This window comes from Mycobacterium sp. 360MFTsu5.1, assembly GCF_000383495.1.
GTDB lineage: Bacteria > Actinomycetota > Actinomycetes > Mycobacteriales > Mycobacteriaceae > Mycobacterium > Mycobacterium mucogenicum_B.
On sequence record NZ_KB911466.1, the window covers coordinates 220,899 to 233,088 of the forward strand.

Here is a 12,190-nt window from a genome sequence, read left to right on the forward strand (position 1 = left end):
GCGCAAAGGCCCACGCTCGACGGTTCGGAACGCCGCTGACGGGTTAACGTCACCTGATGGACGCCGCGATCGCTGCGATCGGTCACGCACTGGCCCTGGCCGGTTCGATGACGTGGGAAATTCTCTGGGCGCTGATCCTCGGGTTCGCGCTGTCGGCGGTGGTGCAGGCCGTCGTCCGGAAATCGACGATCGTCCGCCTCCTCGGCGACGACAAGCCGAAGACCCTCGCGGTGGCCGCGGGGCTGGGCGCGGCATCGTCGTCGTGTTCGTACGCGGCAGTGGCCTTGGCGCGCTCGCTGTTTCGCAAAGGCGCCAACTTCACCGCCGCCATGGCCTTCGAGATCGGCTCCACCAACCTCGTCGTCGAACTCGGCATCATCCTGGCCCTGCTGATGGGCTGGCAGTTCACGGCCGCGGAATTCGTCGGCGGCCCGATCATGATCGTCGTCCTGGCGGTGCTGTTCCGGTTGTTCGTCCGCAGCCGCCTCATCGACGAGGCTCGCGTGCAGGCGGACCGGGGCATCGCGGGCTCGATGGAAGGCCATGCCGCCATGGACATGTCGGTGCAGGGCGAGGGTTCGTTCGCCAAGCGCCTGCTCTCGGGACCCGGCTTCACGTCTGTCTCGCACGTTTTCGTCATGGAGTGGGCGGCAATCCTGCGTGACCTGATCATCGGTCTGCTCATCGCCGGCGCCATCGCCGCGTGGGTGCCAAATGCTTTCTGGGAGAACTTCTTCCTCGCCGACGACCCGACGTGGGCGGCGATCTGGGGGCCGATCGTCGGGCCGGTCGTGGCGATCGTGTCGTTCGTCTGCTCCATCGGGAACGTGCCCCTGGCGGCGGTGCTGTGGAACGGCGGCATCAGCTTCGGCGGCGTCGTCGCATTCATCTTCGCCGACCTGCTGATCCTGCCGATCCTCAACATCTACCGGAAGTACTACGGCACCCGGATGATGCTGACGCTGCTGGCCACCTTCTACGTCTCGATGGTCGCGGCGGGCTACCTCGTCGAATTGCTCTTCGGCGCAACGGGTCTCATCCCCACGCAGCGCAACGCCATGGTGATGGAGAGCGGCATCTCATGGAACTACACGACGTGGCTCAACATCGTCTTCCTGCTGCTGGCCGCGGGGCTGGTGTTCCGCTTCGTCCGCACCGGCGGCATCCCGATGCTGCGCATGATGGGCGGCTCACCCGACACCGGACACGAGGGCAGCCACGAGCACCACGCCGGCCACGACCACCACTAGACGATCTTCAGCACGCGGGCCGTCGTCGTGTACGTGCGGGTCCAGATGTTGTAGGAGATCCCGGTGGTCAGCGCGCGGCTGCCGTCGGCCGTCAACAGCGGATTGCTGCCCACCCCGGTGAGTGCGCTGCCCACCTGTGCGCCGTTGGCGGTGTTGATGACCACGAGCTGGCTCCCGGTGCTGACGACGGCACGGGTGCCGCCGCCACTGAGGACGAGGTAGCCGTTGTCGGGCTTGAGCGTGAGGGTGCTGCCCAGCTGGAAGCCGGTGGTCGTATCGATCACCGCCACCTGCGAGGTGGGTACGCCGGTGGTGTTGAAATTGCTGCTGATGGTCATCGCCACCGCATGCCCCGTGTCGGCGCTGTACTGCACCCCGCCGTTGAGGAAACCGATGAGCGTCACGGTGTTGCCGATCTGAGCACCGGTCGTCGTGTCGAGCACCGTCAACCGCTCGCTGTTGACGCTCGTGGCCCCGTTGTAGACGGACGTGGTGATCAGCGCCCGGCTGCCGTCGACGCTGATGAGGCGCGAGCCGAATTCCTCGCCCGCGAGGTTGAGGGTGGTGCCGGTCTGGGCGCCGGTGAGGGTGTTGATCACGGCGACGTGTGTCCCGGCGTTGTCACCGGCGATGGTCACGGCGCGACCGCCATCGGGCGTCATCAGCAGCGAGTGCCAGGTGCCGGGCAGCGTCACGTCGCCGATCTGGTTGCCGGTGGCGAGGTCGACGGTCGCGAGCTCGGTGGTCGTCACCTGGGTGACCGGGTCGGTCGACGTCGCGGTGAGCACCATGCGGGTCCGGTCGGCGCTGAGCTCGCGGGCCCCGTCGCCGTCGATGACGAGACCGGTGCCGACGGGCGCACCGGTAGCGGCGTCGAGCACGGCCAGCCGGGTGGTGAACGTGTTGACCGGACCCTCGGTGCGGGCCAGGAAGACGACGCGGTTGCCCGCGGCGTTGAACACCGGTGCGCCGTACGAGATGCCCTCACCTTGGAGGCCCTGCGTGGTGCCGACCTGCGCGCCGGTCGCGACGTCGATCACCGTCGCCTGCGTGGTGTAGCCCGACGCGAAATCCCCGATCTGGTTGGTGATCGCGGCGCGGGTGCCGTCGGCGTTGAGGACCGGTGGGGCCAGCTCGTTGCCGGCGATCTCGACGGTGGTGCCGAGTTGCGTGCCCGTGGTGGTGTCGAGCACGGCCACCCGCGTGGTGTCCGGGGTCTCCCAGATCGGGCGGCTGGTGGTGATCAGGGCGCGAGTGCGATCGGCGGTCAGGACGGGTGCCTCCAGGCTGTTGCCGGTGACGGAGACCGTGGTGCCAGTCTGGGCGCCGGTGAGCGTGTCGATCACCGCGACCTGGGTGGTTCCCGAGCCATAGGTGGTGGTCAGGGCCCGGCTGCCGTCGGCGGCCAGCAGCTGCACGCCGACCGCGCCCGGGAGGGTGAGGGTCGTGCCGGTCTGCTTGCCGGTCGCGAGGTCGATGACCGCCAGCTGCGTGGCCGTGGTGCCCGCCGCGGTGATGACGGCCCGCGTGCCGTCGGCGCTGAATGTCGGTACGACGGGCTTGCCGGCGATGGACACCGTGCTGCCGACCTGCTTGCCGGTCGCGGTGTCGATCACCGCGACGCGGGTGGTGCTGGTCGTCGAGATGGGCGAGGGGCCGGTGACCACCAGCGCGCGGGTGCCGTCATTGCTCAACAGGGTCGAGCCGACACCCGAGACGCCGACGCTCCCGATCTTCGTCACCGACGTGGCGATCAGCGACGGCTGCACGAGCACGCGCACGGTGCGGTCGGTCGCGTCGGTGACGTAGACGGCGCCGCTCGGGACGACGGCGACGGCGTGACCGCCGGCGGCATCGGTGTCGAACCGGACGGTGCTGACGACGGCCGAGGTGGCGGTGTTGATCACGGAGACGGTGTCGTTGCCGTTGGCGACGTAGGCGATGCTGCCGTCGGCGCTGACGGCCACCGAGCTGGGGGCGGGTCCCACGGCGATCGCGCCGGGCAGCACGGTGTCGGTGGCGGTGTCGATGGTGGACAGCGTGCCGTTCTGGCTCGCCACATAGAGCTTGCCGCCGGTGCCAAGGGCCAGTGCGGTGGGTGCGGTGCCGAGCGCGATGCCGGTGACGCCGAGGGTGCTGGTGTCGATGACCGAGACGGTGTTGCTGCCCTGGTTGGCGACGTACACCTTGCCGGTGCCGACCGCGAGCGCCGTGGGTTGGCTGCCGACGCCGATGGTGTCGGTGACGTTGTAGGTGGTGGGGTCGACGACGGACACCGTGCCGCTGCCCTTGTTGGCGACATAGAGGCGGCCGTCGCCGCCGACCGTCAGCGCGCTGGGCGCGGTACCCACCGTGATGTCCTTCGACGACGTGCTCGGGTCGGCGTCGATCCGCTTGTATCCGACGGTGTTGATGACCGACACCGTCCCGCTGCCGCTGTTCGCGACGTACAACCGGGTGCCGTCGGGGCTCAGCGCCAGCGCGGTCGGCGCGGTACCCACCGAGATGTCCTGCGAGAACCAGCTCGGGTTGGCGTCGATCCGTTTCCCCGTGGTGGTGTTGATGACCGACACCGTGTTGCTGCCGGTGTTGGCGACGTACAGCCGGCCGTCGCCGCCCACCACCTCCGCACCGGGATTGGTGCCCACCGAAATCGACTTCGAATAGTTCAGCCAGGGTGCCGGGACGTTCGTCGTCGCGGCCGTCGGGACCGGCTGCGCGGCGGTCGCGGCGGTCGCGACCACGGGCTGCGCGGCCGTGGCGGCCACGGGCTGACTCGTCGAGGTGACCGCGGCGGGTTTCGTCGGGGCCTCGATCCGGGTGCGGGTGCCCCAGGCCGCCAGCACGGCGGCCACCGGCGCGAATCCCGGGGCGACGGGTCCACCGCTCGCCGACGAGTCGAGCGTCGCCGCCGACATGACACTGACCGCGCCGCTCGTCCCCGTCGGGGTGGCCGTGACCGACGGCGTCACGGCCGATGTCGCGACGGCCGTTGCGGCCACCGCTCGCGGTGCCGGAGCCGACGTCGTTTCCACGTCGGCCTTGAGGGCGCGCGGTGTGGGCTTCTTCGTCGATCCGGTGACGGTCTTCGCGGTCGTCTGTGTCTTCGCGGGACTGTCCGCCGCCGTCGGTGCGGGTTTGGTGGCGCGCTGCTTCTCGCTGCTCGCCTTGCCCGGCGGGCGCTTGTTCTTGCCTGCCTTCGCACCGGGTTTCGTGGTGCCGGCCGTCTCCGGCGCGGCGTTCTGTGCCGGCGCTGAGGTGGCTCCCGGATTCGCGGCATCGTCGGCCCACGCCGTGCCCGGTGTGCTCGCGATCGCGAAACCGACCCCGAGTGCCACTGCCAACCCCCCGACCCGTCCGACGTACGTGGCGTTGTTCATGGTCGGTCCTCTCGCGCGGCCCGAATGAGGGACATATGTCCCTCTAATGGGAATACCGCATGTGAGGCCGGTTGTCTGCAGTACGAACGGCTGATTTTTCCGCGGTGTGCGGTTACCGCAATCTCGCCGCGAGAATGGGCTGACCCGGGCCGCCCAGTTCATCGACGGCTGCCGGGCGCCCGGTCATCGCCATCAGCAATGCCTCGCCCGTGCCGAGCACCTCGGGTCCCGCGCCGTGCTGCCAGTCGACATCGGTGGCCCGCAGCCGCAGCCCCCGGATCCGCCGGCCTGCGCCGAGCCGCGGATTGCCCGGGATCGCGGGCAAGATGCGTTCGAGGCGCTCGGCCGGGATGGTGCGCGGATGGCCGAGCGCCCGGCGGATGTCCTGGTGATGGACGGTCCCGTCCACCAGCCCGATCATCCCGCCGAATCCGGACGTGAGTCCCTGCGGACGTAGGTGGGCCTCGAGGAAGTCCATCAATTGCGCGGGCGTGTAGGCCGCGAAGTCCCGCACACCGACCTCGTTGGCGCGCACGATCCACCCGCGGGCGAAGCGCCGCAGCAGGCCCACGACGCTGAGCTCTTCGTAGCTCACGACATGTGCGACAACGTCTTTCACCGACCATTCGGTGCACAACGTGAAAGCCTGCCAATCGGCGTCGGATAGTGTCCGCAGATAGGCGGCGAGGTCGCGACGCTCCTCGTACGCGAGGTCCATCATGGAACGCTGCGACGACATGGTCACGCCTCCGCGGCGACGATGTCGTGGTACCGATTCAGGTACAGCGGCCAGCCGGCCTCGCCGTCGACCCCGTCTGCCACCGACCGCCAGCCGGCGCCGTGGCGTTCCAGATGCCGGTGCTCCAGATCGACGCGCGTCCGCCCGTCGGCTTCGGCGGTGAACCGCACTTCGACCTCGCTGGTCTTGCCGGGGTCCGATTCGACCTGCCATGTCGGCCCGATGTCCCACGAGAACACCACGCGGCTCGGCGGCTCGTAGGCCAGCACGCGTGCCCACCGGCACGTGCTGCCGTCCGTTCCCACGTCGTAGATGTGGCCGCCCACATGTGCTTCGAACACCGTCTCGGCGATCGGGACCGCCAGCAGGTTGTGGTCGCGGGGCTTGATGGCGTCGAAGCGGCCGACGAACAATGCGAACGCCCTGTCGATCGGTGCCGCCACGACGACGCTCTTGCGGATCGGTGCCACCTCGGTCGTCATGGACCTTTCCCTTCTTCGTCGGTGAGTTGCTTGAACGCCGTCAGTGTCGTGTCCCAGAAGATGTCCAACTCGGCCCGCAGGGCCTCGAGGCCACGGGGGTCGACCTGGTAGATGCGCCGGGTGCCGACCTGGCGGTCGGTCACCAGTCCCGCGCAGCGCAGCACCTTGAGGTGCTGGGATACGGCCGGGCGGCTGACCGGCAGTCCGTCGGCCAGCTCGCCGACCGCACGCGGTCCGGCGGCCAATCGTTTGAAGATCGTCCGCCGGGTGCGGTCGGCGAGCGCACCCCATGGATCGGCTGTTTCGTAAGTAGTCACTAACGGTAAGTTTAGACTTACGGATGTCGATTGAAAAGGGTTGCAACGGCTTCGGCTGGCGTTGACCGTCAGTCGTAGATGACGGCGAGGCCCCGGCGTTGCAGGTCGGCCAGGCCGTCGCGCATCGCCTGGAGCTGCTCGGGTGAATGCCCGACCCAGTCGGTGAGCTCGCCGACGACGCGGACCGGCTCCCGGGTTCGGAAGGAGTGGGTCGGGTTGCCCGGCAGCTTCTTGTCCGTCACGTTGGGGTCGTCCTCCAGTTCACCGAGCGGCTCGACGAAGTAGATGCGGCACCGGCCATCACCGGCCGCGAGTTCGGCTCCCCATGCCGCGGCGTCCAGCGTCCGCGTGACGTAGACGTGGTTCGAGACCCGGCCCTCTTCGTAGTTCGACGCACGTCCCGGTACCAGCAGATCCCCGATCGCGAGATCGGCTCTGGTGCCGTGCAGCAGCGCGCCCGACTCGTGCAGTTCGAAAGGCTTCGGCGTGTTCGTCATGACTTCCCCCATTCGTCGTACCGTCTGGCCGGACGATTGTGCGGCACCACCGGGGCCTTGCGGCAAGCCCCGGGGTGTGCCATAAATTGAGAGTGGGAGGAACGTTCACCTGATGTTCCCCGGTCCGGTCGGCACGTGAATTGCGTTGCGCGACACGGCTTTCTCCTGACAATCACCCAGGCGGTGCATAGCCGCGATCCGCGACGAGTTCGTGCGTGAGCCGGACGAACGCGGCGGCGGCCGCGCTGTGGTAGCCGCCGTCGCGGCGCAGGATGGCGACGGTCCGGGTCGGAATGGGCGGGTCCAGCGGCACCGGCGTCAGGTGCGGGTGGTCGTGGGTGACGGCATCCGGCAGGACCGTCGCGAGCGGCGTGCGCTGCACGATCTCGGTGAGGGCCTGGACCGAGTTGGCTTCGATCATGATCCGCGGGTCCACATGGTGTGCCGCGAAATAGGTGTCGATGTGCGTCCGGGTCAGGAAGTCGCTGCTGAGCAGCGCCAGCTGGACGTCGTCCAGCGCGCGGACCGGCAAGGCGCCCGGCAGGCTGGCGGCCCGCGGGCCGCTGGTCACGAGCCCGAGGTGTTCGGTGAACAGCGCGGCGAACTCGATGCCGGGCACGGGAGCCCCCATGAACGCGATGCCGACGTCGAGATCGTCGGCGAGAAGACCCGCTTCGATGTTGTCCTGCGACATCTCGACCACGGTCAGGCTGACCCCGGGATGGCGGGCGTACAGCTCGGCGGTCAGCGGGCCGATCAGGTACGTGATGAACGTCGGGGTGATGCCCAGCCGCAAGTGCCCGCGGGAGAGGTCTTGGACGTCCTCGATGGCACGCTCGGCGGCGGCCAGTTCGCGGAGCGCGCTGCGGGCGCGCGCGGCGAACGCGGCGCCGGCATCGGTGAGCCGCACTGTCCGCCCGCTGCGGTCGAGCAGCTGCACGCCGAGCGTCGTTTCCAGCTGTTTGATCTGCTGGGAGAGCGTGGGTTGCGACACATATAGCTCCTCGGCGGCGCGGGAAAAGTTGCCGTGTTCGGCGACGGCGAGGAGATATCGCAGGTGACGGAGCTCGAGTCCAGCCATGACGCCAACAATAGATGCTGTCTATGGGAACGGTGAAAACTAGCTATTGGACGTTATACGTGCTGTTCGTACATGGTGAATGCAGCAAGAAAGGAAACACCATCATGAAGAAGAACAGCCTCGGCGCCATGACAACCGGGTTGGCCGTCGGCGCATTCGCCGCGCTCGCGATCGGACTGGCCGCCCCGGCATCGGCCGACAACGGCGGGACGGTGGCACTGCCCGGCCCGGTCCCCGTATACGCGCAGGACACCTTCATCGGCGGTGCCAACCCCTACGTCCCGTTCGGCACCAATCCGATGGTGCCGTACGGCACCTGGGCACAGCACTGACGCCCGTTCGACACATCACCCGCCACCGAAAGGAAATCCGTGATCCACGCACAGTTCGACCCGACCGCCCGTCAGCTCCTCGCCGCCGAGGCCGTCGAAGCCAAGACCCGCAAGGACCTGTCCTGGCAGCAGATCGCCGACGCCGCCGGCCTGTCCGTGGCCTTCACGACGGCCGCCGTCCTCGGTCAGCACGCGCTTCCGGAGAAGTCGGCCGAGGCCGTCGGTGACCTGCTGGGTCTGGACGATGCCGCGGTGCGGTTGCTGCAGACCATCCCGACCCGTGGCTCCGTCCCCGGTGGCGTGCCCACCGACCCGACCATCTACCGGTTCTACGAGATGCTGCAGGTCTACGGCACCACGCTCAAGGCGCTGGTCCACGAGCAGTTCGGCGACGGCATCATCTCCGCCATCAACTTCCGCCTGGATGTGAAGAAGGTTGCTGATCCCGATGGTGGCGAACGCGCGGTCATCACACTGGACGGTAAGTACCTGCCAACTGTGCCGTTCTGATTTCTGGCGCCGACTGCCCTAATATGGTGGTTGATGCCGCAATAATTTTCGCAATTGCAAATTCTCGTGGCAAACTGAACCCAGGCCGCTGACGGCCGGCTTCGAGAGGATGGATGCAGCGTGGCGACGCACCTGCGCATGGCGGCGGTGACCTGGTTGGTCGCCGCACCGGTTATCGGCGCCGGCGTGGCGGGCGCTGCACCGATCGATATGCCGCTTTCTCCGAGTGTTTCTGGTGATACAGGTGGGGCCAGTTCGGGTACGTCGCGCCCGGGCCTGCCCTCCGTCGGAGATCTGGGCAAGGCGTTCGGTGGGCTGACGACCGCCGCGACCACCGTCGGAACCGGCGCGCTCAGCGGCTTCGGTGTCACGCCGTCTCCGGGCCAGCAACTGACGCCGAAGTTCGGCGACGGCCGCAACGGCTCCAACATCTCGTCTGCGACGTCGTCCTCGAGCACGTCGGCCGGCCTGCCCTCGGGTGCGCTGAGCACAACGCAGAGCGCACCTGCCAGCGAACCCGTGAGCATTGCCGAAAGTCCCGCCGCGGTGCCGTCGGTCCAGTCGGTCTCCGTCCCGTTGGCCGCGGTGAGTGCCGCGGCCGGCCAGACCGCCCTCGTCGTGGCCGATGCGCCACTGGCGCCGGTGACGGCACTGACGGGGCCGCTGCCCGCAGCATTGGGTGAGCCGATCCGGACCGTGGCCGCGTTGCCCGGGTTTGCTGTCGCGCAAGCACTGCCGGTGGTCCAGGGGTGGGCCTCCGCGGCGGCCGAGTTGTCGTCGGCCGTCACGCCGACGACCGGCGTGCCGCGGGTCGCGTCCGTCGGCCGGGAGTTCGGGGGCCGCGTCCAGCCCCCGGCATCCAGTGGGGCGCAGACGGATTCACGTTTCGCCGGCCACTCCGGCGGCAGCGGGCAGCTGCCGGTGCGCGGGCCCGAACCGGCTGACCGGGTCTTCGCGGCCGACAACGCCATCGTCGCGGCGGCGCCGTACCGGGCCGGGTACTCCGACGACCTCCGTGCGGCCGGCCTGGGTGAGGTCGCCGCCGTCGCAGTTCCGGGTTTCACCGGCCTGTTGGTGCTGACCGGCGCCGGTGGGCTCATCGGCTTCCGGCAGGCCCGTGCCGGGCGCGCGATGCATGGCGGCACCCTCAATCGATTCGCGGCTCAGTAGGCCGCAGTCCGTCACCGTTCACGGCGCAGCGCCCACGTTGCGTCGTGAATTGCTTTGCGCTGGAATGTATTCGGCCGTGAGGGCAGCGGTGTTACCCAAACCCGTTGACAGTCAACATCTTTGGATGAATCGCCTGGTCAGCGTGGCGCCGCCCGATGGCGGTGAAATTGCCGCAAATAGGCGCCTATCACACATCGACGAACGTTTGCCAGCCGACACGCCGAAGTGGCGCTGTGGTGAAATCGAGACGAGCTCCATCCGACGTGCAAAGAGCCCGGCCGAACGCTTACTCTGATGCAGTACCTCGAGTACACCCCCACCCGACAATCCCTGGCCGACGCCGAACTTTGGAGCTGTGTTGACCTCATCCCGCCGTGTCCGTGGCGCCTGGCTGGCCGCTGCGCTGGCCGTCCTTGCCGTGCTCGGTGGGACCGTGGTGTCGTCGACGTCGCGCTGCCAGGAAGGTTGCAAGGTGGTCGCCGCATCGCGCGACCTGTCCGTGTCGCAGCCCGCCGCCCCCGAGCCCGCCGTCGTGCGCGTCTCGCCGGCCGGCGGGGCCAAGGACGTCAGCCCCGCGGCGCCCGTGAGCGTCACCGCCGCGAGCGGCACCATCACGGCCGTGTCGATGGTCAACGGCGCCGGAAAAGAGATTCCCGGGACGCTCTCACCCGACGCCAAGACCTGGACGCCCGCCGAGCAGCTGGGCTACGGCCGCAAGTACACGATGACCATCGAGGCGCGCGGCCCCTCGGGTATGCCGTCGCGGCAGACGTCGAGCTTCACCACGCTCAGCCCCTCCTACCAGACCGCGGTGTACCTCAACACCGTCTCCGGTGCGCAGCTGCAGGAAGGCGGGACCTACGGCATCGGCGTCGTGGTCACCGCGCACTTCGACGAGAAGATCGAGGACAAGGCCGCCGCGGAGCGCAACCTCGTCGTCACCACCAACCCGCCGGTTCCCGGCTCGTGGCACTGGGTCGACGACGCCAACGCCCACTGGCGTCCGGAGAAGTACTACGCGCCGAACACGACGGTCACCGTCGCGGCCAAGATCTACGGCGTCCGGCTGGGCGAGGGCACCTACGGCCAGCAGGACGAGCGGGTCTCGTTCCGGATCGGCAATGCCCACGTCTCCGTCGCCGACGACCACACCCACCAGGTCAGCGTCTTCGACAACGGCCAGCTGGTGCGCACCATGCCGACCTCGATGGGCATGGGCGGCACCGAGACGATCGGCAACACCGTCATCTCGTTCTGGACCCCGCCCGGTATCTACACCGTGATGGACAAGGCCAACCCGGTGATCATGGACTCGTCGACGTTCGGATTGCCGACCAGTAGCCGCCTCGGCTACAAGGAGACAATCCCGTGGGCGACCCGGATCAGCCATGACGGCATCTACCTGCACCAGCTGAACTCCACCATCTGGGCGCAGGGCAAACAGAACACTTCGCACGGATGCCTGAACCTCAACAGCGAGAACGCCAAGTGGTTCTACGACTTCTCGGTGCCCGGCGACGTCGTCGAGATCAAGTACACCGGCGGTGAGCCGCAGAAGCTGAGCCAGAACGGCGACTGGAGCATGCCGTGGGACCAGTGGGTCCGCGGCTCCGCCCTGCCGCCGCCGCCCGTGCCCGCCGCGCCTGTCGCCGCGCCGCTGCCGCCGCGCTAGCAACCTCGCGAAGAGGGTCGCGGCCAAGTGTGAACTATCTCACAATGGCCCCGTTTCGGGCGTAGCCTGAAGGCATCTTCGGCAAGGAGGGAGATGCGAATGAAGGGCGCGCACCATGATCCGGTGGATCATTCCCGAACCACTCAGCCGCATGCCGGTGAATCCTTCATCGACACGTTGTGGCTGCCTGGCCTGGGCCTGATCGCACTCGGCATCGTCACCATCGCCGGCTTCGTCTTCGCAACCGCGTTCGGTCACACGGGGCTCGAGCTACCGCTCGGCCTCATCGCCGGCGCGCTGGTCACCGCGGGAGCGCTGATCATCACGTTCGAGCACCTGCGGGTCAAGCGAGTCGAGGAGCGGTGGCTGGCCGACCATCCCGAACGGCGCCTGCACGCAGGCTGACCGCCCGGGGTCTAACGCGGCAGCAGCCGCAGAATCTCCGGCGTCCGCGGGTCGAGGATGTCGTCGAAGTCGTGATGCTTCTCGACGTACGCCTTGACCATCGGGCAGATCGCCACGATGCGCTTGCCCTGCTGCCGCGTGGTCGCCAACGCCTGCGCGATCAGGACGCTGGCCAGTCCGCGTCCGCCGAACGCCGGATCGATCTCGGTGTGGTAGTAAACCCGCTGCTCGCCGTGCTCGATGAAAGCGGTGAGCCCCACGGGTTTTCCGTCGACCGCGATGCTGAAACGGTCGGCTTCCTGGGTCACCTCGACAGGTTCGCCGTTCTTGTCGGTGAGCATCACTCGGGCCTTTC

13 protein-coding genes are annotated in these 12,190 nt (G+C 68.3%); 6 read left to right on the forward strand and 7 right to left on the reverse strand.

Translation table 11 applies throughout. The features are described 5' to 3' along the window. The first annotated feature begins 56 nt into the window (after nucleotides 1–56). Nucleotides 57–1,250 (forward strand): permease, encoded by a 1,194-nt coding sequence (locus tag H289_RS0113315; protein ID WP_020101296.1) that lies wholly within the window; start codon nucleotides 57–59, stop codon nucleotides 1,248–1,250. On the opposite strand, the gene H289_RS31835 is transcribed toward H289_RS0113315, so the two are convergent. The 6 genes from H289_RS31835 to cynR all read right to left on the reverse strand — a co-directional run bounded on the left by H289_RS31835 (nucleotide 1,247) and on the right by cynR (nucleotide 7,746). After that, nucleotides 1,247–4,630 carry an SMP-30/gluconolactonase/LRE family protein gene (locus H289_RS31835; RefSeq protein WP_155944128.1) on the reverse strand — a complete coding sequence of 1,128 codons (3,384 nt, stop codon included), beginning with the start codon at nucleotides 4,628–4,630 and terminating at the stop codon, nucleotides 1,247–1,249. The genes H289_RS0113315 and H289_RS31835 overlap by 4 nt on opposite strands. Before the next feature lie 112 nt (nucleotides 4,631–4,742). After that, nucleotides 4,743–5,369, reverse strand: a complete 627-nt coding sequence (locus tag H289_RS0113330) for a maleylpyruvate isomerase family mycothiol-dependent enzyme (protein ID WP_029105188.1) — start codon at nucleotides 5,367–5,369, stop codon at nucleotides 4,743–4,745. Between the two features lie 2 nt (nucleotides 5,370–5,371). Next, the gene (locus H289_RS0113335; protein ID WP_020101300.1) at nucleotides 5,372–5,851 is read right to left on the reverse strand and encodes an SRPBCC family protein; all 480 of its coding nucleotides are present in this window, start codon (nucleotides 5,849–5,851) and stop codon (nucleotides 5,372–5,374) included. After that, entirely contained in the window at nucleotides 5,848–6,168 is a 321-nt protein-coding gene (locus H289_RS0113340) for an ArsR/SmtB family transcription factor (protein ID WP_020101301.1), read from the reverse strand. Before H289_RS0113340 ends, H289_RS0113335 begins: the two co-directional genes overlap by 4 nt. Nucleotides 6,169–6,236: 68 nt before the next feature. Next, on the reverse strand, nucleotides 6,237–6,677 hold the full coding sequence (gene arr, locus H289_RS0113345; protein WP_502685702.1) for an NAD(+)--rifampin ADP-ribosyltransferase: 441 nt from the start codon (nucleotides 6,675–6,677) through the stop codon (nucleotides 6,237–6,239). Between the two features lie 160 nt (nucleotides 6,678–6,837). Further along, nucleotides 6,838–7,746 (reverse strand): transcriptional regulator CynR, encoded by a 909-nt coding sequence (gene cynR, locus H289_RS0113350; RefSeq protein ID WP_020101303.1) that lies wholly within the window; start codon nucleotides 7,744–7,746, stop codon nucleotides 6,838–6,840. Between the two features lie 104 nt (nucleotides 7,747–7,850). On the opposite strand from cynR, the gene H289_RS0113355 reads away from it, so the two are divergent. The 5 genes from H289_RS0113355 to usfY all read left to right on the forward strand — a co-directional run bounded on the left by H289_RS0113355 (nucleotide 7,851) and on the right by usfY (nucleotide 11,835). Beyond that, the gene (locus H289_RS0113355) at nucleotides 7,851–8,078 is read left to right on the forward strand and encodes a hypothetical protein (RefSeq protein WP_225433721.1); all 228 of its coding nucleotides are present in this window, start codon (nucleotides 7,851–7,853) and stop codon (nucleotides 8,076–8,078) included. 39 nt (nucleotides 8,079–8,117) lie between these two features. Further along, the gene (cynS, locus tag H289_RS0113360; RefSeq protein ID WP_020101305.1) at nucleotides 8,118–8,588 is read left to right on the forward strand and encodes a cyanase; all 471 of its coding nucleotides are present in this window, start codon (nucleotides 8,118–8,120) and stop codon (nucleotides 8,586–8,588) included. Between the two features lie 120 nt (nucleotides 8,589–8,708). Then, nucleotides 8,709–9,758: a hypothetical protein gene (locus H289_RS30475; RefSeq protein ID WP_020101306.1), complete on the forward strand. Its 1,050-nt coding sequence runs from the start codon at nucleotides 8,709–8,711 to the stop codon at nucleotides 9,756–9,758. A gap of 355 nt (nucleotides 9,759–10,113) precedes the next feature. After that, nucleotides 10,114–11,430, forward strand: a complete 1,317-nt coding sequence (locus tag H289_RS0113370) for a L,D-transpeptidase (RefSeq protein ID WP_020101307.1) — start codon at nucleotides 10,114–10,116, stop codon at nucleotides 11,428–11,430. A 99-nt stretch (nucleotides 11,431–11,529) separates the two neighbouring features. After that, a complete protein-coding gene (gene usfY / locus H289_RS0113375) occupies nucleotides 11,530–11,835 on the forward strand; it encodes a protein UsfY (protein ID WP_020101308.1) in 306 nt (101 codons plus the stop codon). Nucleotides 11,836–11,846: 11 nt separating this feature from the next. On the opposite strand, the gene H289_RS33670 is transcribed toward usfY, so the two are convergent. Then, nucleotides 11,847–12,176: a GNAT family N-acetyltransferase gene (locus tag H289_RS33670; RefSeq protein ID WP_231388019.1), complete on the reverse strand. Its 330-nt coding sequence runs from the start codon at nucleotides 12,174–12,176 to the stop codon at nucleotides 11,847–11,849. Nucleotides 12,177–12,190: the final 14 nt, after the last annotated feature.

Excerpts from the sequence above, each read along its gene's own strand:
- H289_RS0113335 (WP_020101300.1), bottom strand. The coding sequence starts at position 5,851 with ATGACGACCGAGGTGGCACCGATCCGCAAGAGCGTCGTCGTGGCGGCA.
- H289_RS33670 (WP_231388019.1), bottom strand. The coding sequence starts at position 12,176 with ATGCTCACCGACAAGAACGGCGAACCTGTCGAGGTGACCCAGGAAGCC.
- H289_RS31835 (WP_155944128.1), bottom strand. The coding sequence starts at position 4,630 with ATGAACAACGCCACGTACGTCGGACGGGTCGGGGGGTTGGCAGTGGCA.
- usfY (WP_020101308.1), top strand. The coding sequence starts at position 11,530 with ATGAAGGGCGCGCACCATGATCCGGTGGATCATTCCCGAACCACTCAG.
- H289_RS0113315 (WP_020101296.1), top strand. The coding sequence starts at position 57 with ATGGACGCCGCGATCGCTGCGATCGGTCACGCACTGGCCCTGGCCGGT.
- arr (WP_502685702.1), bottom strand. The coding sequence starts at position 6,677 with ATGGGGGAAGTCATGACGAACACGCCGAAGCCTTTCGAACTGCACGAG.
- cynR (WP_020101303.1), bottom strand. The coding sequence starts at position 7,746 with ATGGCTGGACTCGAGCTCCGTCACCTGCGATATCTCCTCGCCGTCGCC.
- H289_RS0113355 (WP_225433721.1), top strand. The coding sequence starts at position 7,851 with ATGAAGAAGAACAGCCTCGGCGCCATGACAACCGGGTTGGCCGTCGGC.
- H289_RS0113330 (WP_029105188.1), bottom strand. The coding sequence starts at position 5,369 with ATGTCGTCGCAGCGTTCCATGATGGACCTCGCGTACGAGGAGCGTCGC.